General features: G+C 69.6%; 19 protein-coding genes. 9 read left to right on the forward strand and 10 right to left on the reverse strand.

Going from position 1 to position 21,067, the window contains the following annotated elements; genetic code table 11:
• Positions 1-380 precede the first annotated feature (380 nt).
• The 3 genes from ACWCV3_RS10360 (at position 381) to ACWCV3_RS10370 (ending at position 3,215) form a co-directional block, all read left to right on the forward strand.
• Positions 381-2,021 carry a M4 family metallopeptidase gene (locus tag ACWCV3_RS10360; protein WP_451221282.1) on the forward strand — a complete coding sequence of 547 codons (1,641 nt, stop codon included), beginning with the start codon at positions 381-383 and terminating at the stop codon, positions 2,019-2,021.
• A gap of 229 nt (positions 2,022-2,250) precedes the next feature.
• A complete protein-coding gene (locus ACWCV3_RS10365; protein WP_451221285.1) occupies positions 2,251-2,427 on the forward strand; it encodes a hypothetical protein in 177 nt (58 codons plus the stop codon).
• Positions 2,428-2,462: 35 nt separating this feature from the next.
• Positions 2,463-3,215: a hypothetical protein gene (locus tag ACWCV3_RS10370; RefSeq protein ID WP_451221288.1), complete on the forward strand. Its 753-nt coding sequence runs from the start codon at positions 2,463-2,465 to the stop codon at positions 3,213-3,215.
• A 15-nt stretch (positions 3,216-3,230) separates the two neighbouring features.
• On the opposite strand, the gene ACWCV3_RS10375 is transcribed toward ACWCV3_RS10370, so the two are convergent.
• The 4 genes from ACWCV3_RS10375 to ACWCV3_RS10390 form a co-directional block, all read right to left on the reverse strand.
• On the reverse strand, positions 3,231-3,803 hold the full coding sequence (locus tag ACWCV3_RS10375) for a hypothetical protein (RefSeq protein ID WP_451221506.1): 573 nt from the start codon (positions 3,801-3,803) through the stop codon (positions 3,231-3,233).
• Positions 3,804-4,380: 577 nt separating this feature from the next.
• Positions 4,381-5,487 (reverse strand): PP2C family protein-serine/threonine phosphatase, encoded by a 1,107-nt coding sequence (locus ACWCV3_RS10380; protein WP_451221291.1) that lies wholly within the window; start codon positions 5,485-5,487, stop codon positions 4,381-4,383.
• Between the two features lie 880 nt (positions 5,488-6,367).
• Positions 6,368-7,216, reverse strand: coding sequence for an NmrA family NAD(P)-binding protein (locus ACWCV3_RS10385; protein ID WP_451221294.1), 849 nt, complete (start codon positions 7,214-7,216; stop codon positions 6,368-6,370).
• Positions 7,213-7,638 (reverse strand): nuclear transport factor 2 family protein, encoded by a 426-nt coding sequence (locus tag ACWCV3_RS10390; RefSeq protein ID WP_451221297.1) that lies wholly within the window; start codon positions 7,636-7,638, stop codon positions 7,213-7,215. The genes ACWCV3_RS10385 and ACWCV3_RS10390 overlap by 4 nt, the downstream gene beginning before the upstream one ends.
• Before the next feature lie 89 nt (positions 7,639-7,727).
• Here ACWCV3_RS10390 and ACWCV3_RS10395 point away from each other — a divergent pair, with 89 nt between their 5' ends.
• Positions 7,728-8,318 carry a TetR/AcrR family transcriptional regulator gene (locus ACWCV3_RS10395; RefSeq protein WP_451221300.1) on the forward strand — a complete coding sequence of 197 codons (591 nt, stop codon included), beginning with the start codon at positions 7,728-7,730 and terminating at the stop codon, positions 8,316-8,318.
• On the opposite strand, the gene ACWCV3_RS10400 is transcribed toward ACWCV3_RS10395, so the two are convergent.
• Entirely contained in the window at positions 8,287-8,685 is a 399-nt protein-coding gene (locus ACWCV3_RS10400) for a transposase (protein WP_451221303.1), read from the reverse strand. The genes ACWCV3_RS10395 and ACWCV3_RS10400 overlap by 32 nt on opposite strands.
• A 247-nt stretch (positions 8,686-8,932) precedes the next feature.
• Here ACWCV3_RS10400 and ACWCV3_RS10405 point away from each other — a divergent pair, with 247 nt between their 5' ends.
• Positions 8,933-9,538 carry a hypothetical protein gene (locus ACWCV3_RS10405; protein ID WP_451221306.1) on the forward strand — a complete coding sequence of 202 codons (606 nt, stop codon included), beginning with the start codon at positions 8,933-8,935 and terminating at the stop codon, positions 9,536-9,538.
• A 367-nt stretch (positions 9,539-9,905) separates the two neighbouring features.
• Here ACWCV3_RS10405 and ACWCV3_RS10410 read toward each other — a convergent pair whose 3' ends face one another.
• Together ACWCV3_RS10410 and ACWCV3_RS10415 are read right to left on the reverse strand one after the other, a co-directional pair.
• Positions 9,906-10,160 (reverse strand): transposase, encoded by a 255-nt coding sequence (locus ACWCV3_RS10410; protein ID WP_451221309.1) that lies wholly within the window; start codon positions 10,158-10,160, stop codon positions 9,906-9,908.
• 111 nt (positions 10,161-10,271) lie between these two features.
• Positions 10,272-10,643 carry a hypothetical protein gene (locus tag ACWCV3_RS10415; RefSeq protein WP_451221312.1) on the reverse strand — a complete coding sequence of 124 codons (372 nt, stop codon included), beginning with the start codon at positions 10,641-10,643 and terminating at the stop codon, positions 10,272-10,274.
• A gap of 453 nt (positions 10,644-11,096) precedes the next feature.
• Between ACWCV3_RS10415 and ACWCV3_RS10420 the strand changes: the two genes are divergently transcribed.
• Complete coding sequence (locus tag ACWCV3_RS10420) at positions 11,097-12,518, forward strand: cation:proton antiporter (RefSeq protein ID WP_451221315.1); 1,422 nt, start codon at positions 11,097-11,099, stop codon at positions 12,516-12,518.
• 139 nt (positions 12,519-12,657) lie between these two features.
• Here ACWCV3_RS10420 and ACWCV3_RS10425 read toward each other — a convergent pair whose 3' ends face one another.
• From ACWCV3_RS10425 to ACWCV3_RS10435, 3 genes are all read right to left on the reverse strand, one after another.
• On the reverse strand, positions 12,658-12,843 hold the full coding sequence (locus tag ACWCV3_RS10425) for a helix-turn-helix domain-containing protein (protein ID WP_451221318.1): 186 nt from the start codon (positions 12,841-12,843) through the stop codon (positions 12,658-12,660).
• Between the two features lie 40 nt (positions 12,844-12,883).
• The gene (locus ACWCV3_RS10430; protein WP_451221321.1) at positions 12,884-13,291 is read right to left on the reverse strand and encodes a hypothetical protein; all 408 of its coding nucleotides are present in this window, start codon (positions 13,289-13,291) and stop codon (positions 12,884-12,886) included.
• Positions 13,292-13,399: 108 nt separating this feature from the next.
• Entirely contained in the window at positions 13,400-15,352 is a 1,953-nt protein-coding gene (locus tag ACWCV3_RS10435; protein ID WP_451221324.1) for an amino acid transporter, read from the reverse strand.
• A gap of 309 nt (positions 15,353-15,661) precedes the next feature.
• Here ACWCV3_RS10435 and ACWCV3_RS10440 point away from each other — a divergent pair, with 309 nt between their 5' ends.
• The 3 genes from ACWCV3_RS10440 to ACWCV3_RS10450 all read left to right on the forward strand — a co-directional run bounded on the left by ACWCV3_RS10440 (position 15,662) and on the right by ACWCV3_RS10450 (position 20,958).
• The gene (locus tag ACWCV3_RS10440; protein ID WP_451221327.1) at positions 15,662-18,157 is read left to right on the forward strand and encodes an ATP-binding protein; all 2,496 of its coding nucleotides are present in this window, start codon (positions 15,662-15,664) and stop codon (positions 18,155-18,157) included.
• The gene (locus ACWCV3_RS10445) at positions 18,157-18,960 is read left to right on the forward strand and encodes a DUF4118 domain-containing protein (RefSeq protein ID WP_451221330.1); all 804 of its coding nucleotides are present in this window, start codon (positions 18,157-18,159) and stop codon (positions 18,958-18,960) included. The genes ACWCV3_RS10440 and ACWCV3_RS10445 overlap by 1 nt, the downstream gene beginning before the upstream one ends.
• A 156-nt stretch (positions 18,961-19,116) precedes the next feature.
• Positions 19,117-20,958, forward strand: coding sequence for an APC family permease (locus ACWCV3_RS10450; protein ID WP_451221333.1), 1,842 nt, complete (start codon positions 19,117-19,119; stop codon positions 20,956-20,958).
• Positions 20,959-21,067 lie beyond the last annotated feature (109 nt).

Consider the following 21,067-nt stretch of genomic DNA (forward strand, 5'->3'; position numbering starts at 1 on the left):
GACGCGCGATGTGACTCCCGGGGCGCGCGTCCGGGGCCGCCAGGGGCTCCGGACGCGCGGCAGCCTTTTCCCCTCGTTGTGATCAATGTCTTTTCAACGAGTTCGCACAGCGTCCACAGGTGTAAAGGGCTGTGAGCCGCGCATGGAGGCCGCGTGGGGTTGTTGTCATTAGTTACCCGGGCGTATGGCGCGAGCGCGGCCACCTGGGGTTGTCTCGGGTCAGCACCACCAACTGAACGCCCCGTCAGGAGAATTGATGAGCCGTGGACCCCCGGTCGTGGATTGTCATGTCCCTGCCTTTCAGGGTGTGACCTCCATGTAGCTCGCACCGGACCGTCTCTGCACGGCCGGTCAAATCCCCCCACGGAAGCGGAGCTCGCATGACCTCCCGCAACACACGTCACCACACCGTCCTCGCGGCGGCCATCGCCACCGCCACCGCGGCCGCCCTGATGGGCACCGCGCTCACGGCCTCGGCCGCCCCCCGGCCCACCGCCGGCTCCGGGCGACCCGCCGCCGCGCCCGTCGCGCTGTCGGCCGCCGCCCGCACCGCCCTCCTCCGGACCGCACAGGCCGGACTCGCCCGTACCGCCGAGGAAACAGGCCTCGGCGCGAAGGAGAAGCTGGTCGTCAAGGACGTCGTCAAGGACGCCGACGGCACCGTGCACACCCGCTACGAGCGCACCTACGAAGGTCTCCCGGTGCTCGGCGGCGACCTGATCGTGCACACCTCCGAGTCCGGCAGGACCCAGGGCGTGACCAGAGCGTCGAAGGCGACGCTGAAGCTCGCGACCCTCACACCGCGGATCGCGGCGGCAACGGCACAGAAGCAGGCGCTGGGCGTCGCGAAGGACAAGGGAGCGGCGAAGGCCACCACCGACCGCGCCCCGCGCAAGGTCGTCTGGGCGGCGGCCGGCAAGCCGGTGCTCGCCTACGAGACCGTGATAGGCGGCTTCCAGGACGACGGCACACCGAACCAGCTGCACGTCGTCACCGACGCGGCCACGGGAAAGAAGCTCTTCCAGTACCAGGGCATCGAGACCGGAGTCGGAAACACCCACTACAGCGGCAAGGTCGACCTGACCACGGCGCAGTCGGGCTCGTCGTACACCCTCACCGACGACTCCCGCGGCGGCCACAAGACGTACGACCTCGACCACAAGCAGGACGGCACCGGCACCCTGTTCTCCCAGGACAACGACACCTGGGGCGACGGCCAGACCACGAACGCCGCGACCGCCGGCGCGGACGCCGCCTACGGCGCGCAGGCGACATGGGACTTCTACAAGGACACCTTCGGCCGCAGCGGCATCAAGAACGACGGCAAGGGCGCCTACTCCCGCGTGCACTACGGCAACGCCTACGTGAACGCGTTCTGGGACGACAGCTGCTTCTGCATGACCTACGGCGACGGCACCAACGACAGCGACCCGCTGACCTCCCTGGATGTCGCCGGCCACGAGATGAGCCACGGCGTCACCTCCAACACCGCCGGGCTGGAGTACTCCGGTGAGTCGGGCGGCCTCAACGAGGCCACCAGCGACATCATGGGCACCGGCGTCGAGTTCGCCGCGAACAACAGCGCGGACCCCGGTGACTACCTCATCGGCGAGAAGATCGACATCAACGGCGACGGCACCCCGCTGCGCTACATGGACAAGCCCAGCAAGGACGGCGGGTCCGCCGACTACTGGACCTCGTCCGTCGGCGGCGAGGACGTCCACTACTCGTCCGGTGTCGCCAACCACTTCTTCTACCTCCTGTCCGAGGGCAGTGGTGCGAAGACCGTCGGCGGCGTCGACTACGACTCGCCGACCAAGGACGGCTCCACGGTGACCGGCATCGGCAGGGACAAGGCCCTCCAGATCTGGTACAAGGCGCTGACCAGCTACTTCACCTCCACCACCGACTACGCCGACGCCCGCAAGGGCACCCTGTCGGCTGCGACGGACCTCTATGGCGCCGACAGTGCCGAGTACAAGGCGGTCGAGGCCGCCTGGACCGGGGTCGACGTGCACTGAGCCGACCTGCTCCCACGCCGGTGAGGGGTGGCACCACAGGACCACGGTCCAGGTGCCATCCCTCCGCCGCTGCCCCGGCGTCCGGCAGCCCGGTCACCCCGTCGCCGGCCCTCGACGGTGTTGCGCTGCCGGCAGGTCTCGCGGTCGAAGGCCGATGGCCTGCACAGAGCCGCGACGGCGATGTACTGACGCAACCAGGAACGCGCCGACGGTCACGACCACCCTCGGCGTGTACATCGGGCTGTTCGCCGTGGTGGGCCTGCCCGGTGGCGTCTACTACGCCGGGGTGCTCGGGATGGTCCAGCAGCGGGTCCCCGCCGGCCATCTGGGCCGGGCGCTCGGCTCCTTCTGCACCGCGTCCAACGGCGCGCAGGCCATCGGCATGGCCCCCGGCGTTCGTGGTTGATGTGGCCTGGGCGGTGTTGTGAGCCGCCCGGGACGATGCGCTTCGCGAAGTGCGCCGAGGAGTGGAAGGCCGGCCGGCGGTACCTGGCCGATGCTTCGGTGCGGCACCTGAACTCGCTCCTGGAACACCACCTCAACCCGGCGCTCGGCAGCCGGCGTACGAACTCGTTCGACCACAAGGTGGTGGATCACTTCATCCGCACGATGGAGCGCTTGAAGACCGGGATGGCGACCCAGGCCAACGCCTTCGACGAGCTTCGCGCAATCGTCCTCGACGCTCACCGGTTGGGCATCTACACGGACAACCCGCTGCTCGGAGTGAAGCCGCCGCAGTACGGCCCGGCTCGCGCGGTCGTCCCGTCCACCGAGCAACGCGGTGCGATACGCACGGCCGGGGACGGCGCCTTCCTGCTGGTGGTCGACCTGATGAGCGGCTGCGGCCTGCGCAGCGGGGAGGCGGCCGCGGTGAACCTCGACAACCTCGTGGCCGACGATGTCCACCGAGTCAGCGAACAGGTCATCATGTCGACCATGAGCTGTGGACCGCTCAGGACCGGAAGGTGGGGGAGTACCGCGATGTGCCCCTGCCCGCTCGTATCAGGTGAGAACACACACCGAAGGGCGCAACACCGCAAGGGGGCTGCGTGTGCAGGCGGCGGGCGGGCGCGCGGACACTGGATGCCGCGCGCCGCGCGTCCGTACCGGCAGGGCCGTGGCGGAGACGGCCGCCACGCACACAGGTCAAACTGGGACCCCGGCCCAATTCCGGCGGGCCGGGGCTCACAGTAGGTGCTCGGTTACGGCCTAGTAGTCGTCGTGGTGGCGCTTGACGACACGGAAGCTCGCCACGACACCCTTGTCGATGTCGATGCCCTCGACGCAGCCCGGGTGCACGCCGTAGCTGGAGCTGTGCGGGCCGACGGTGGCGACGGGAGCGCCGTTGTCGCAGACGGCCCCGCGGAAGACCTCGACGGCCTTACGGCTTTCGTTGCGGATGTTCAGCGACTTCGCGCCCAGGCCGCTGACGACCGTGATGCAGTCACCGGGGTGCGTGGAGTAGGACCGCTCGTTGATCTGGATGCGGCCCTTGTAGTCGCCCCCGCCCTGGTTGTCGTCGTCGTCCCAGTCGTTGCCCTCGTTGCCCTCGTTGCCCTTGCCCTCGTTGCCCTTGCTGTTGGTGTTGTTGTTGCTGCTGTTGCCGCCCGCGTTGCCCTTGGCGGTCCCGCCCTGCCCGTTGCCGCCGTTCACGGCGGCAACAGCGGCCGGGGCCTCCTGGGGCACCGAAGCAGGCGCGGCCGAGGCGTACGTGATACCGGTCGCGGCCATAGCCGCGGCAGCCGACACAGCAACGGCGATGACGGTGGAACGAAGCTTCATCTCACGATCTCCTGTCGCACAGAGAGGCGCCGGCCCGTCGGACCGGCTTGTTGATGAACTTACCCATGGCCGACATGTCCGGCATGTCCAAAGATCGAGGCTCAGTTCCGAACGGGGTAATTTCTCGCTCGCGTCAAAAAATGATGGAACGTCATATTGTCTACGCATAAGGCGGATTAGCATACGAGTAGGCTTTCCGGGTGGTGTTCTGACGCCTCCTCGCTTGCGTTGTTCGGCGCGTCGCTGCGGACTTGCCGAACTGGACCGTGCTACAGGCTGTCGGTGCGGAGCCCGCCGCAGCGGCCGGTCGTCGTCCACGACGCACCGGGCCAGACGCAGCCTTCCGGCCGGAGTCAGCGGCGCATGACGGTGGGACACGACGACCTCCATGCGGTGAGTTCCCAGACAGCTCCGACCACACCGGAGGTCTTCACCATGTTCGAGAGCCACCGGCCGGTGCCGCCCCTCGCCGCGTTGTCGCCGGTTGCCATGGCTCCGCCATGACGCCCCCCCTCCGCCTCGCCAGGCACGGCACCGGCCCCCGCTCCCTGATCCGGCCCGATCCGAACGAAAGACCCTAGTCGGCGGGACGCTGGACGACGACCATGGCGGCGTCGTCGTCCAGGTGTCCGCCGACGTGGTGCAGCAGATCGCTCCGGAAGCGGAGGAGGAAGGCCTCGGGATCGTCCTCGGTCCAGCCGGCGATGCGCTCGGCGAGCGGGTAGAAGGTGCCGGCGGGATCGCGGGCCTCGGTGACACCGTCGGTGTAGAGCAGCAGGAGGTCTCCCGGCAGGAACGAGAAGCTCTCCACGTGGTAGCTCGGACCGGTCAGGTCGCCCAGTCCCAGTGGAGGCGCGGGATGGGGGGCGGTCATCGTCCGCGGCCGGCCCTCGCGCAGGACGATGGGCGGAGGGTGCCCGCAGGAGATCATCTGCACCGGGCCCTCCCGGTCGGGGATGTCCAGGACGGTCGCGGTGATGAACGCCTCCCCGTAGCTGCCCGCTTCCCCCGGCTCCATCAGGTCCCAGCACACGCTCCGGTCGAGGTAGGCCACCAACTGGCTCAGACCCGCGTCGCGGTGGGCCGCGACGCGGAACGCCCCGAGCAGCAGTGCCGCGTCACTGACCGCGGTCATCCCCTTGCCCCGTACGTCGCCGACGATCAGGCGGGTGCTGGAAGTGGTGCGCGCGACCGCGTACAGGTCACCGCCGATCCTCGCCTCGGCCTCCGCGGCGAGATAGAGGGAGGCCGCGCGCAGCGGACCGAGCCGGCCGGGCAGCGGTGGCAGCACCACACGCTGGGCGGTCTCCGACACGTACCGCACCTGCGTCAGCTCCTTGGCGCGACGCTCCCGCACCACGCAGAAGACGACCAGGCTCACCCCCACCACCACCAGGGCGATCACCTGTGCCTGGTGGTTGGCGGACAGCAGCCCGCCGGGATCGCGCAGCACCCCGATGACCGTCTGCGCGATCACCGCCAGCGTGGCCACCAGTCCGACCGTCCAGGGTCCGCCGAACAAGGGGGTGATCGCCGGAGCGGCGACGAGCAGCGGCCCCAGGTGGATGTGGGGCGGCACCAGGACGTCGGTCACGGACACGGCGAGGATCCACGCGATCGGGATGGTGATAAGCGCCCGGCTCGTCCGCACCGGCCGATCGTCTCCGTCGGAACTTTGCGGCATGCCTTTTCTCTACACCGGCTGTACTTGATCCGGCCCGACCGGCGCGCGGTCGTCCGCTGGTGAGCCCCCACGAGCCCGGGCACCGTCCGCACCGCACCCTCCGGGAGCGTGCGTCCACCCGTTCCGGCGGCCGGAGGTTCCTCCCGGACCGAGGTGGCGGCCGGTCCCCCGTTCCGACCGGCCGGTCCGGTGATCCCGGCACCGACGGCGGGCGGGAGCGGCTCACCGCGTACGCGCGACGCGCACGGCTCGATTTGCGGCGCCCGGAAGCCCGGACGCCAGGCCATTCTGGTGAGGGGGACGCGGCAGGGGCGTGATCAGGACGACGGCCGTATCGCCTGCCTTCCACGGTCGCACGCCTGGGCCGGGCGGCGACCGGTCGCCGCCCGGGCAGGTCGACCTTCGACTTCCCGGTGCTGTCCACCGGGCCCACCCCGTAGGTGGCAGCCCGGAGGATTGCCGGTGCTTGCGCCAGATCCAAGCACTTCGCACTGACAACGCTCCCAGCCTCTGAGTCTGGCTACGACAGGGAGTCGTCCATTGATCCGAAACGGTTTGGGTTCTGTGTCGTCGGTGGGGTGTGAGCGATCTGGCGGGGGACGCGCGGCATCTGTCGCCGTCGCCGCAGGAGGCACTGCGGCTGCGGGCGGCGTCAGTGGGCCGAGTGCCTCACCTATGCATAGCGCAGAGCCGTCTCCCCGCTCGTGTGTACACGAGCCCTACGGCCACTTCGACTCACCTCCAACAGCCAGGCGTCGTAGTAGCCGGAGGTGACCCAGGAGGCGGTTTTCTACGACTTCTCCAATGTCCGAGCCGCCGTAGACGGCCAGGCCAAGATTACGCAGGGGGTCAGACCCGAACTGCTGATCGCCCTGGAACATCAGCCGCTGGATCGCATCTCCCTCTCAAGGAGGGCTCGGAAGGTGCGCGGGGGCCGACCGGTGAGGCGCTGGACGGTGTCGGTGACGCGGTCCTCCGCCCCTCCGGCGATGGCACGGTCCATGTCGGTCAGCATTGCGGCGAACTCGACCGGCACCTCCGCTGTGAGGCGATCGCGCATCTGCTCGTACGACAGACGGTGGTGGACCACGGGCCGGCCGGTGACCTCGGCGATGATCGCGGCGATGTCGTCGTAGCTGAGTGCCTCGGGTCCGGTGAGGAGGAGATCGGTGTCGGGAGCTTGCTCGTCGGTCAGCGCGCGGACGGCGACGGCCGCGATGTCCTCGGCGTCGACGAAACCGACCCGGCCGCTTTCGGCCGCGGTCCAGATGATGCCCTCGTCGCGGATGCTGCGCGCGTGCGCGTGCGTGCCGGTGAAGTTCTGCATGAACCACGAAGGCCGTAGGACCGCCCACTGTGCGAACAGATCGGGCAGGGTCCGGTGCACCGTTCCCAGCGCCGGACTGTCCTCGGTGATGGCCGAGGAGCTCAGCAGCACGGCGCGGCGCACACCGGCGGTGCGAGCCTGGTGGAGGAACGGCAGCATGGTCGCCGCGGGGTCGGAGTCGCCCAGGGGCGGGATGAGGTAGAGGCGGTCGACGCCGTCGAGTGCTGCCGCGTGGGTGGCGGGGTCGTACCAGTCGAAGGAGACCGGTTCCGCGGCGGCGACCGGCGCCGCCCGGCGGCTGGCGGCTCTGACGCGGTGGCCCGCGGCCGACAACTGCGCTGCGGTGCGGCTTCCGGTGGTGCCGGTAGCGCCGATGACCAGTGTGGTGCCGGTGGTGGTCATCGGTTGCTCCCGGTGAAGTCGGCGGCGGGCTCTTGGACGGCGAGGGGGTTCCAGTAGTCGCGGTAGGAAGTGATGTGCCCGTCCTGGACGGTCACGACGGCGATGTAGGTCATGTCGAAGGCCGCGTCGCTCTCCACCAGGCGGCCGACGCCGCGCATCTCGATCACGATGGTCTGGGGATCGGTGGTCTGGTGGATCCGCAGGTCGGGGAAGTCGTGCAGGTCGATGTGGTCGGGATAGTGGCGCATGTAGGCGGCGATGGCCTCCTTGCCCTCCAGGCGCCGGGGCCAGCCGTCGGGGGCGAAGGGGAACTCCATGAGGCCGTCCTCGGCCCACAGGGCGACCCACGCGGGTATGTCCTTGTCGAGCAGCAGTCGCAGGCTGTGGCGGTACAGATCCGCCGGGGAGGTCGGTGCGGCCATGGGTATCCTCCAAGTCATAGAATACGGACCTCGGGTCCACTTCAACGATATGGACCACGGGTCCGTTTTGCAAATGGAAGGAGAGCGCCATGCCCGAACGTCAGTCGTCTCGCAAGGACGCCGTCCGCAACCGGGAGGCCGTGCTCGCCGCCGCCGACGCCCTCTTCACCCGCCGCGAGAGTCCCGAGGACGTCACCATGGCCGACGTAGCGGCCGCGGCCGGCGTCGGCAAGGGCACCCTCTTCCGGGCCTTCGGCGATCGCGCCGGGCTGCTCCGCGCGCTGTACGAGGCGCGGCTCGAACCGATCAGGCAGGCCGTCGAGACCGGCCCACCACCCCTGGGGCCCGCGACCCCACCGCGGGATCGCGTACCCGCCCTGCTCGATGCCGTCCTGTGCTTCAAACTCGACAACCGGCGCCTCGCGCTGGCCCTGGAGGGAGGCGGGAGCAGCAGCCCGTACCGGGCGGAGCACTACCAGCGGTGGCACAACCTGCTCCAAGCCGTACTGGAGCAGATCCCCAGCGTGGCCAACAGCAGCTTCACCGCCCACGCCCTGCTCGCCGCGACGCGAGCCGACCTCGTCGAGCACCTGGCCGGAGAAGAGCGCATTCCGCGGGAAGAAATGCAGGCACAGTTCGCGAACTTCGTCACTCAAGTCCTGACCTCCGGCTCACCGTAAGGGGTGACCCCCGAGGGATGATCGAGGATCGGCGAGTCCTTGATCGGCGGGGCCTCTCGTAAACGGTCCTCTGCCCGAGCAAGATCGGAAACGGGCCGCCGGACCGCCGCCGGACCTCTTTCTCCTCGGTGGTCAGCAGGTCGTCCCGCTCGCCGGCGTCGGCCTCGGCCTGGCGGATCCAGTTACGCAGGGCCTCATGATGCACGCCGAGCTCCTCGGCCATACGGCGGATCACAGGCTTCGGCTCGGCAGTCCGGTACATCCGGACCGCACGCTCACGCAACTCCAGCGGGTATTTCCTCGGGGCAGGCATCGTCTGGGCTCCTCTCGTGAGACCCATCTGACTGACTGTCACCTTTCCCCGCATCTCGGGGGAACCTCAAAGCATGCCTTCGATGTCGACGGAAGACGGTCGGCGGGCGTATGCCCGTGTCGGCCGGTCCGGTGGAGGGCGTGACCGGTCCTGAGCGTGCGTAACCCGGATATCGTCCGCGCGTCCCGTGTACCGTCAAGCCACCCGCCGATCCTCGCGGTCATCCCCGCAGGCACGAGCTGCGTGCCACCGGTTCGGAGTTGGCTTTTGTCGATGTCGCCATCGGAACAGGAGCACGTTCATGCGTCTCTACGCCCAAAGCCCAGCGCGTCGGGGTCGTCAGCTGATCGCGGATCTGATCGCTCTGCTCCTGATCGCGAGCACGGTGAAGTTCGCCCTGGTCGTCCGTGACGCGATCCTGACGTTGGCCGAGCCGGGGCGGAAAGCCGAGAGCGCGGGCGACAGTCTTGCCTCCAGTCTCGACGACGCGGGCAACGCGGCCTCGAAGGTCCCGTTCGTCGGTGACTCGTTGCAGAAGCCGCTCAACTCCGCGGCCGAGGCCGGCACGAGTCTCTCCGCCGCCGGACAGTCGTTGCAGGACACCGTGGGTCATGTCGCCACGCTCACGACGATCGCCCTGATCGTCCTTCCGACCGCCGTGATCCTGCTGTTGTGGCTCGTTCCACGGCTGCGGTGGATCCGGCGGAGCGCCACCACTCGTCGCCTTTTCGATGCTCCCGGTGGCGCCGACCTCCTCGCGCTGCGTGCGCTCACCGGGCCGCAGCGGCCGCTGGTCGCGCTTGCCACGCCGCCGGGCGGCCTGGCCGATGCCTGGCGTCGCGGGGACCCTGACGTCATCGCCGACCTGTCGACGCTGACGTTGCGACGCGCGGGTCTTCGACCCTGACCGGGGGCGGCGAGCAAGAGGCGGAGGCGGTCGCACCTGTGCACCTGGTCCCTGGAACATCATCCAGGACGCCGTCGGGACTCGGTCGGCGTCACCGGCCAGAACGTCTCCTGCGTGGCCGCCAGGCACGGTCCTACCTCGCTTACGTCGCCCACGCTCTGCCCGCCCGCGGCTGGACCACCCCCGACGCCCTCGGCGTACTTCACCGCCTGCCACGCAATAGGCAGCACAGCGGAGAGCTACACCCTTTGTCGGGGTTCGGCGGGCGCGTTGCTCCTGGACCGGATTCGCTGTCCAGCTGACGAGGGAGTCGTGGAATCCACCGAGACCGGCCAGTTGAGGTCCTCATCGGCGCCGGCTGGGGCCATCAGCGGGTGAAAACCCCCTCGCAGGTGCCGTCGACCGCCCACATCCTCAGCCTGTGGCAGACATCCTGCCAGTGCCGTACCTCTCGGGCCGACGCACCCACGGCCTGGAGCGTGAAGGCGATCGCGTTGATCACTTCCCGGTGATCACACACGCGACCACCCCAATGCGGCGTCCGGTTCGGGAGCAACGACGCGATTCGCGCCCACTGCACACCACTCAACGGCACACCCGCACCAACGACCAACTGATCCACACAAAACTGCCGAGGTGTCGAGCGCGGTCGTCGGTTCCCCGCGTGCAGCCACCTCCGGTGAGCAGGCGGTGGACCAGCTGACCGTCGTGTGGCTGCAACGCCGGGGACCGGCTACTTGAGTTCCGCGACAGCGGCCAAGGCGAGCGTGCGCGCGGCCTTGGACCGGTCGGTCTTCTTCGCCTTGGAGTCGCTCAGGGTTTTGGCCGCCTGCGTGAGGGTCTTCTTGCTCGGCTTCTTCGCGGGCGTCTGGGAGAGCGCGCTGGCCGCGGCCTTCTTCTCCGTCTTGCTCGCGCTCCGCGCCGCGACGGTCTTCCCGGCTCCGGTGGCGGCCTTGCTCTTGGTCTTGCCCGATGTGCTCTTCTTGCCGGGTGCCTGTGACAGGGCACTGGCCGCGGCAGCCTTGGACGATCCGGACTTGCCCTTCTTCGTGGCCTTGGCGGCGGCCGAGGCGGCCTTGGGCTTCGTGTTCTTCTGCGTTGCCATGTGCGTCTCCACTCTCCTGTCGTCACCAGGTGTGCGACCTTGGTGCTCCGCCTACCCCAACCACCGCTAAATGCACGGGGCATGGGCATTAACTGATCACTTCCGTGCCGCAGCCCTGGTGCGATCCCTCGGGTGGGTGTCGGTGGTGGTGAGAGTCGGTCCAGCCGGCCCCAGGGGGTGGTGTCGCGCGGCTGGTCAGCGGGTGTTTGCAGGTGGCTGGCCCGCCGTCATGAGATGAGAGGTTGACGGGTGGGATCGCTGTCGTAGGGCTTTATCGCATAACGGCTGATGGCGTCTCAGCATCGAGTAGTCCCGCGGGCGCCGGGCGAACCGTCGTACCCCAGAAGATCGGGGGCACATGCTCCAGGCGGTACCGGCGGCGCACGATCCTCTCGTACGGAATGGACCGCGACGTTCCGACCACTGGGCGACCACACGGCAGGGGATGACGCGGTGACGATGTCCGACGGGGTGTTCATGGCGCTGGGGGCCGGCGCGCTGCTTGCTGCGGCCCTGCCCCGGCTGGTCGCCGGCCGCCCGCTGTCGATGCCTCTGGTGTTCCTGCTGTGCGGGATCGCCGTGTACCTGCTGCCGCTCCCGCTGCCCCGCATCGACCTGATGGCGGACCATGGGATCACCGAGCACCTCACCGAGACATGCGTGATCATCGCTCTGATGGGTGCCGGTCTGGCGCTCGACAGGCCGGTGGGACTGCACCGTTGGGGGACTACCTGGCGGCTGCTGGGGATCACGATGCCGCTGACCGTGCTGGCGACCGCCGCCGTCGCCTGGTACTGGCTCAACTGGCCGCCGGCGGCCGCGCTGCTGCTCGCCGCGGTCCTCGCCCCGACCGACCCGGTGCTCGCCGCGGAGGTCCGCGTGGGCGAGCCGACGGAGGAGGAGCACGACGAGGACGAGGTGCGGTTCGCCCTCACCAGCGAGGCAGGACTCAACGACGGGCTCGCGTTCCCGCTCACGTACGCGGCCGTCGCGTTGGCCGCCGCGGCTGGTGCGGGATGGTCCGCGGACTGGGTCGGCGGGTGGGCGGCCGAGGACGTCGCGTACAGAGGGGTGACCGGCGTCCTGTCCGGACTGCTGGTCGGACGCGGACTCGGCTGGCTGTTCTTCCGCACCGGTTCGCCCGTTCTGCGGCTGTCCCGTCACCGGGAGGGGTTCGTGGCACTCGCCGCGACCTTCCTCGCGTACGGGCTCACCGAGCTCCTCGGCGGCTACGGCTTCCTGGCGGTGTTCACCACCGCATGCGCGATCCGGGCCGCGGAGCGCGCGCACGGCTTCCAGAACGTCCTGCACGACTTCGTCGAGCAGATCGAGCGGCTGCTGACGGCCGCGATCCTCTTCCTCCTTGGTGCGTTCATCGCCCAGGGTGGCTTGGCCGCGCTGACCTGGCGGGGCTCCGCCACCGCTCTGGTGCTGCTGTTCGTGATCCGCCCGATGGCCGGCTGGGTCGGGCTGACCGGCTCTCGCATCCGGGGGCGGGAGCGCTGGGTGATCGCCGGGTACGGCATCCGCGGCATCGGCTCGCTCTACTACCTCGCCTACGCGCTCAACCAGCAGGAGTTCCCCGTCCCGCCGCGCGAGATATGGGCCGTGGTCACCTTCACCGTGCTGGCCTCCGTGGGGCTGTACGGGATCACTGCGGGACCTGTCGTCGGCCGCCTCGACCGGCTCCGGGACAGAGGTGACACGCCGGACGCGGCGAGCGAGAAGCGCGAGGCCGCCGAGGCCCGGACAAGCGCTCGCAAAGACGGCGCGAACGGGGGCGGGACCTCCGGCGGCAGCGACGGCCCCGCCGAGGACCCGACCCCGCGCACCCGGACCTGGCTGCGACGGGAAGCCGAGGACCGGATTGGGTGACCTGCAAGCGGGCCTCCTGGAAATACACGCGGCCGACCACCCCGGGAGCCGAGCTTCGCTTAGGTGCTGGACATGGACCTCGCGGCCTGAGCTGCCGGGGCCTGAACGCTTCTGCGTCCAGGCCCCGGTCCCTACGTGCTCAGCCGAGCCTCTGCCGCTGAGCCCAGGCATCGACTTCGGAGACCTTGAACTGCAGTTTCGCGCTGGGGCCATGCCCAAACTTGTAAGGCTTCAATCCGAGTTTGGGGGCGTCCCTGTAGACCCACGTGATCGACATGTTCAGGTACTCGGCCGCCTGACGGGCATTCATGAAACCTGCGGGCATTGATGTTCCTTCAGGTCGCGCTGCACAACGCCTTGAGTCTTCAAGTCAGCCCAGGGCTTGGTGAAGCCAGGGTCAAGGGATTCGCGGCGAGCGTCCGGGTGTCGATCTGCAGCCGGTTGCCAAGGGTGTCCTGCAGGATCAGATGGGACGAGACTGCGTCGTAATACCGGACGGCACTCAGCGCGTTCGTGTGCACGGTGGTCCGGCGCCACGGGGTGCGGACCACCAGACGGCCGGGGCCGGCGCTCACCCGTGGTGGCAGGAGGATGACGAACACGACGGCCGACAGGGGGAGCCACAGCATGATGCGTACAGGAGTCAGGCTTCCCGCGTTCCAGTCGACCATGAGGGTCATGACGCAGAACACCAAGCCGCCGCTCACCGCGAGCCGGGCGCTGCCCCGCCAGTGGCGATCGCCGACCTTGGGTGGCGTTTCACTCCGTCGCATGCCTCGACGCTAAACCGTCGGGGGCGAGTCGACTGCCGTCACTGACGAGCCCCTAGCGCCGTACGGGCCAATCCTGACGCGATCCTGATCCGCTCGCCGGCGTCTGTCTCAGCCGGTGTGCACGCGCGGGCGCCGGGCCCGGTCCGGTTCGGCCTCGCGCAGTACCTCTCGGGTGACCGGGGCGACCTCGCCCTGGCCGAAGAGGAAGAAGCGTAGGAAGTTGGCGAAGGGGGTGCCCTCGGTCCACTCGAAGTACATGCCCGGGATGCTGCCGGTCGAGTCGCGGACGTGGAGGAGGAGGGCGGCCAGTCCGTTCGGGATGGAGGAGGACTCCAGGGTCAGGACCCGGTAGCGGTCGTGGAGGACTTCTCCCCGCACGGTCAGGACCGACTCGAACTCGGACGGGTCGGTGACCGTCACCTCGACGAAGACGAAGTCCTCCTGATCCGGGAGGTCGTTGTCCTGGCGGATCTGCTCGATCTTGTCGCGGTACTCGGCCTTGTCGCGCCGATCGGGCTCGTTGGCGATGAAGCGTATCTTCCGGCTGGCCATGTCCCGGATGAACCGTTCCGCCATGGCATCCAGCTCGACGTGCGTGACGCGCAGTTCGAAGGCGCGTGCCAGCCGGGAAAGCAGGGAGACCAGGATGATGCCGGCGATGAAGCAGGCGCCGATCTTGACCCCGTCCGGGCGCTCGATGCAGTTGACAACGGTCGTGTACAGGAACACCGCAGAGATGACCGCGAAGGCGATGGCCCAGCCGCGCTGGCCGGCCTTGCGGGCCGCGATCGTCACCGCGATGGCGGCCGAGCTGATCAGGACGAGGACACCGGTGGCGTACGCGCCGCCCTGGGCGTCGACGTCGGCGTCGAAGATCCAGGTGACCAGGAAGCCGATCAGCGTGAAGATGATCACCATGGGGCGTACGGCGCGGGCCCAGTGCGGGGCCATGCCGTAGCGGGGGAGGTATCGGGGCATCAGGTTCAGCAGGCCGGCCATGGCGGAGGCGCCGGCGAACCACAGGATGGCGATGGTCGAGACGTCGTAGACCGTGCCGAAGGCGCCGCCCAGGTACTGGTGCGCGAGGAAGGCGAGGGCACGGCCGTTGGCCTGGCCGCCGGACTCGAACTCCCGCTGTGGGATCAGCAGAGTGGTGATGAAGCTGGTCAGGATCAGGAAGACGCTCATGATGACGGCGGCTGTGGTGAGGAGCTTCTTGGCGCCCCGGATGCGGCCCTCGGGGTGCTCCTCCGTGTCGCTGTCGTCGCCCTTGACATGCGGCATCACCGCCACGCCCGTCTCGAAGCCGGACAGGCCGAGGGCGAGCTTGGGGAAGACGATCAGTGCTACGCCGACCATGGCGAAGACGTTGCCGTGTTCCGCGGTCAGGGCGCTGGACCAGTCCGTGACGACATGCCGCTCGGTGAAGATGTGGCCCAGGCCGACGACCACGACGACGACGTTCAGCACGAGGTAGACGCCCACGAGGGCGACCGCGACACCGATCGCCTCCAGGAAGCCCTTGAGGAACACGGCGCCCAGCAGGGCCACCAGTAGGAGGGTGATGAGCATCTGCTTGTCGTGCAGGGTGCTGTTCAGGTGGGGGTTCTCGACCAGGTGGGTCGAGGCGTCGGCCGCCGACAGGGTGATGGTGATCAGGAAGTCGGTGGCGGCGAACCCCAGCAGCGTGAGGACGAAGAGCTTGCCCTGCCAGAAGGAGAGCAGCCGCTCCAGCATCGCGATCGAGCCCTCGCCGCGCGGGCTCTCCTCGGCCACCCGGCGATAGACAGGGAGAGCGCCGGCCAGGGTGACGACCACCAACACGATGGTCGCGATCGGCGAGAGCAGCCCGGCCGCGAGTGCCGCGATGCCGGGCTGGTAGCCGAGGGTGGAGAAGTAGTCGACACCCGTGAGGCACATGACCCGGTACCAGGGCTGGCCCTTGTGCTCCGGCGTGGACTTGGTGGCGGGCTCCTGCGTGACACGGGTCCTGCCCATGTCGGACAGGCCCTCGAGCATCCACGCGCGCATCCGTTGCTGCGGGCGTTCAGTGGTGGCCATCTGCGTGCTCCTGGTGCGCGGCTCGGTGAGGCGGTCGGGCCATCACGCGGACGGCGGCACCAGCGTAGGCAGAGCGGAGACCCCGAGCCGACGGAAGTGTGCCTTGAACGCGTCAAGGCTGCGTTAAGGGCGGTCGAGGCGCCGTGTCCGGGCGACGAGGGTGACCGCAAAGGCGGTGTCAAGGTCTCCGGGTCCGCCGACAAGGATGCGCTAACAGCTGTGCCGGCCGCCCCAGGAGGCGGCTTTTTTGGGAAGAGGAGCCCTCGCGTGCAGAGGGGGCGAGCCAGTGAACGGAGCGCGTCGGCGGCGATGAATGACGTACGGGCCGGACGACTGAAGGTGTTTCTCGGGGCGGCACCCGGGGTCGGTAAGACCTACCGGATGCTCGACGAGGGGCGCCGCCGCGCAGCGCGCGGGGCGGATGTGGCGGTGGGGTTCGCGGAGTGCCACGGGCGCCCGCACACGGAGGCGATGCTCGACGGACTGGAGGCCGTACCCCGGGTGTCCTGCTCCTACCGTGGTGGACGCTTCGAGGAGATGGACCTGGCCGCGGTCCTCGCGCGCCGGCCGCAGGTCGTGATCGTCGATGAGTTCGCCCACAGCAACGTTCCCGGTGACGGCCGCAACCCCAAGCGCTGGCAGGACATCGAGATCCTGCTCGACGCGGGTATCGACGTGATCACCGCGCTCAACATCCAGCACCTGGAGTCCCTCAACGACGTGGTCGACAAGATCACCGGGGTGCCCCAGCACGAGACTGTCCCGGACGAGGTCGTACGGCGTGCCGCGCAGATCGAGCTGATCGACATGGACCCGGAGGGACTGCGGCGGCGCATGGCCCACGGCAACATCTACGCCCCGGAGAAGATCGACGCGGCCCTCGCCCACTACTTCCGTCCCGGCAACCTGGCCGCCCTGCGTCAGCTGGCGCTGCTGTGGGTGGCCGACCGGGTCGACGAGGCACTCCAGGAGTACCGCTCACAGCACGGCATAGGCGGGGTGTGGGAGACCCGCGAGCGGGTGGCCGTCGCACTCACCGGCGGCCCCGAGGGAGACACCCTGATCAGGCGGGCCGCGCGTATCGCCGACCGGTCGGCCGGCGGCGACCTGCTGGCCGTGCACGTGGCCCGCAGCGACGGGCTGGCAGCCGGGGTCTCCCATGCTTCGCTCGCGCGGCAGCGACGGCTGGTCGAGGACCTGGGCGGCAGCTACCACTCGGTGGTCGGCGACGACGTCGCCATGACCCTGGTGGAGTTCGCCCGCGCTGAGAACGCCACCCAACTGGTGCTGGGCACAAGTCGGCGCGGGCGACTGGCGCGTTTCCTGACCGGACCCGGCACGGGGGAGACCGTGACCGCGTTGTCCGGCGACATCGACGTTCATCGGGTCACCCACGAGCGGGCTGGGCGGGGCACGCTCCTGCCGTCGAGGCGGCGCACACTGTCGACGGCTCGGCTGATCGCCGGTCCGGTGGCGGGACTGGTGCTGCCGGTGCTGCTCACCGTCGTCCTCACCCAGCTCCGGGGCACGCTCAACCTCACCAGCGAGGCGTTGTTGTTCCTGCTCGCGGTGGTGGGCGTCGCCTGCATAGGAGGGGTCGCGTCGGCCGTGATCGCGTCGGTCACGGCGTCCCTGCTGCTGAACTACTGGTTCATCCCGCCCCTGGGACAGTTCGCGCTGGACGACCCGAACGCCCTGCTGGCCCTGGCGGTCTTCGCCGTCGTGGCGGCCGTAGTGGCCGCCGTCGTGGACCGCTCCCTGCGGCTGTCCCGCCGTTCCGCCCGCGCGACGGCCGAGGCGGAGACCATGTCGTCCCTGGCCGGCAGCATCGTGCGGGGTGAGGCGACGATTCCGGCCCTGCTGGAGCGCACGCGGGAGACCTTCGGCATGGAGTCGGCGGATTTGGTGGATCAGCCTCCCGACGCGGCCGGTGTGACGGCTGTTCCGGCGGGCTCCGGGGCCTACTTGGCGCTGCGCGGCCGTACCCTGTCGTCCTCCGAGCGGCGGGTGCTGGCGGCGTTCGCCGCGCATGTGGGCTCCGCGGTGGAGCGAACCCGGCTCGCGGAGGCCGCCGCCGAGGTCGAGCCCGTCAAGGCCGCCGACCGGATGCGCACGGCGCTGCTACGGGCCGTCGGCCACGATCTGCGCACCCCGCTCGCCGCGGGCTGGGCCGCCGTGACCTCGCTTCGCAGCCGTGATGTCGAATTCCCGGCCGAGGACCGGGACGAACTCCTCGCCACCGCCGACGAGTCCATGGCCAAACTCAACCGGCTGCTGGAGAACCTCCTCGATCTCAGCCGCCTGGAGGCGGGTGCGTTGAAGCTCGACCTGCGCCCCACTTTTCTGGAGGAGGTCCTGCCCATGGCCTTGGCGGACATCGATGGCGTGGACGTGGCGGACGTGGAGGACATCCCTGAGGTGCTCGCCGACCCGCCCCTGCTGGAGCGCGTGATCGCCAACCTCGCGGGCAACGCCGACCGCCACACACCGCCTGGCAAGAGGGTGCTGGTCACTGCGAGTGTCCTGGCCGGCCGGGTCGAGCTGCGGGTCGTGGACCGCGGGCCCGGTCTGCCCGTCGACGGCCGCGACCGGCTCTTCGAGCCCTTCCAGCGACTCGGCGACCACGACAACACCACCGGACTCGGCCTCGGACTGGCGCTGGCCCGGGGGCTGACCGAGGCCATGAACGGTGTCCTCACCCCCGAGGACACACCCGGCGGCGGACTCACGATGGTCGTGTCGCTGCCGCTCGCCGCACAGATCGTGGACGGCGAACCGACGGAGCAGAGCGTAGGAGGTGCGTGATGAGCACGATGACCAGCACGTGGAAGACCCGCCTGGACCGGCCCCCGGCAAAGCCCGGCACGTGGCCGCTGAGGGACCGGCTCGCGTTGACGGCCGCCCTCGTCTGCCCCTTCCTGGTGGCCCTCGTCATCGTCCCGTTCCGCGCGGGACTGTCGTCGACCAACGCCACGCTCGTCCTCGTCGTGATGGTCGTCGCGGTGGCCGCGCTGGGCAGCCGTACGGCGGGAGTACTGTCCGCCCTGTCCGCGGCGGCCTGGTTCGACTTCTTCCTGACGCGGCCGTATGAGACGTTCGACATCACCTCGTCCGCCGACATCGGGACGGCACTGCTTCTGCTGGCGGTCGGTGTGATTGTTTCCCAACTGGCGGCCCGAGCACGTCACTTGGAGGTCATCACGGTCACGGACGCGGCCCATCTCGCCCGTATCCACCGGACGGCGGAACTGGCACAGAACCACGGCTCCGCGGTCACCCTGGTCGACCACGTCCGGCGGGAACTGACCGACCTGCTCGGGCTCGACGCCTGCCGCTTCGAGTACGGCACCCTCATGGGGCAGCCGCCCCGCCTGCGCAGCGACGGCGGCGTCACGGTGGGCCGACGCCCGTGGGACGTGGACGCGGCCGGCTGGCCCGAGGGCGAGATCGAACTACGTGCCTACGGCAACGGCCGCTACCTCGGCCGCTTCATGCTCACCCCGGGCTCGGGCCCGGTTCCACCACTGCGAGCACGGCTCGTGGCGGTGACACTGGCCGACCAGACGGGCTCCGCCCTGGACACGGCCGGAGAGGCCGGCGCGGGCTGACGCGCACTCCGCCCATCAAGGTCGCGTCAAAGTTGATCGGTTGGGCGCGAAGATGCCGCAAGGAACCGTCGGAGACGACCGGAATCGGACACAACCTTGGTGCTGCCGCGCAGCCCAGCCTTTGCGCCCGGCCCTGGTGAGAAGGAGCCCGCATCCATGTCCGTCCTGACCAACGAGCCCGACGCCCTCCCCACGGGAGAGGAGCCGCCCGATACCGGCGAGCGCCACCGGCTGACCTCCGTCACGGGTCTGGCCGCATTGTCACTGGACGCGATGGCGTCCGTGGCGTACGGGCCCGAGGCGATCGTCCTCGTGCTGGCGGCCGCGGGTGCCCCCGGCCTCGGTTTCACCCTGCCGGTCACGCTCGCCATCGCCGCCCTCCTTGCGGTGCTGGTCGCCTCCTACCGGCAGGTCATCGCCGCGTTCCCGGACGGTGGCGGTTCCTACGCGGTCGCGAAGACCCACCTCGGGGCGCGCACGAGCCTGGTGGCCGCGGCCTCCCTGGTGCTGGACTACGTCCTCAACGTCGCGGTCGCGGTCACGACCGGTGTGGCCGCCCTCACCTCGGCCTTCCCGGCCCTCTACGACGACCGGCTTTGGCTGTGCCTGGCGGTGCTCGCCCTGATCACCGGGGTCAACCTGCGCGGGATCGTGGAGTCCGCCAAGGCGTTCATCGTGCCGACGGTCGTGTTCGTCGGCTCGATCTTCGTCCTCATCGCCGTCGGCCTGTTCCGCTCCCACCCCGTGAGCGCGGCCACCGCGGCCGGGCACGCCTCGGTGGTCGCCGACAACGCCTCCACCGTCGGCGCCCTGCTCCTGCTGAAGGCTTTCGCTTCCGGTTGTGCCGCACTGACCGGCGTGGAGGCCATCGCCAACGCCGTCCCCTCCTTCCGGCGGCCGCGAGCCAGGCGGGCGCAGCGCGCGGAGGTGGCCCTCGGTGCCGTCCTCGGTCTGATGCTCATCGGCCTGTCGGTACTGATCGGCCGCTTCCACCTCCAGCCGGTCGAGGGCGTCACCGTCCTCGCCCAGCTTGCGGACGCCGCGCTCGGCCACAACGCGGCTTTCTACGTCGTCCAGTTCGCGACGATGGTTCTGCTCGCCCTGTCCGCGAACACCTCGTTCGGCGGCCTGCCGGTGCTGCTGAAGCTGCTGGCCCGCGACAACTACGCGCCCCACGTCTTCGCCCTGAAGGCCGACCGCCAGGTACACCGCCACGGGGTGCTCGCCCTGGCCGTCGTCTCGGCCGCCATGCTGGTCTTCTCCGGCGGCGACACCAACACCCTCGTGCCCATGTTCGCCATCGGCGTCTTCGTCGGCTTCACCATCGCGCAGGTCGGTATGGTCAGGCACTGGCGCCGGGAGCGGGGGACGGGCTGGAGGGGCAAGGCGCTGCTCAACGGCTTCGGCGCGCTGCTCACCGGCGTGGCGGCCGTCGTCGTCACCGTGGAGAAGTTCACGGCGGGCGCCTGGCTGGTGGTGATCGCCCTGCCGCTGCTGGTGGCTGCCTTCGAGACGGTGCACCGCGCCTACGGCCGGATCGGCGAGCGGCTCGGCCTCGGCCGCGTCCCCGAGCCCCCGCACCGTGAGCGCTCTCTGGTGATCGTCCCCGTCTCCACCCTGTCCCGGCTCACCTCGGAGGCCCTGACCGCCGCCTCCTCGCTCGGCGACGAGGTCCATGCGGTGACCGTATGCTACCCGGACCCCGAGGACCGGGCCGTCCTGCACGCCCTGGAGCGTTCCTGGGCAGCATGGGACCCGGGCGTACCCCTGGTACGGCTGTCCTGCGAGCGGCGCGGTCTGGGCCGTCCCATCGCCGCCTACGCGCGCGAGGTGGCCGCCACTGAGCCGGGTACGCGCGTCACCGTGCTGATCCCGGAGACCGAGCCCGAGCGGCTGTGGCAGCGGCTGCTGCAGAACCAGCGCGGTGCGGTCGTCGCGCACGCCGTACGCCGGGAGACCGACGCGGTGATCTGCCGGCTCCGCTTCCGGCTGCCGTAGCCCGCTCTGCCACCTGCCGTACGGAGGCTCCGACCTCCAATACGGATCAAGAGCCGTAAGAGTCCCGTCAAAGCGGAGGGCAGCGCCGTAAGAGAGGCGTCAATGATGA

It is taken from the genome of Streptomyces sp. NPDC001781 (genome assembly GCF_053596035.1).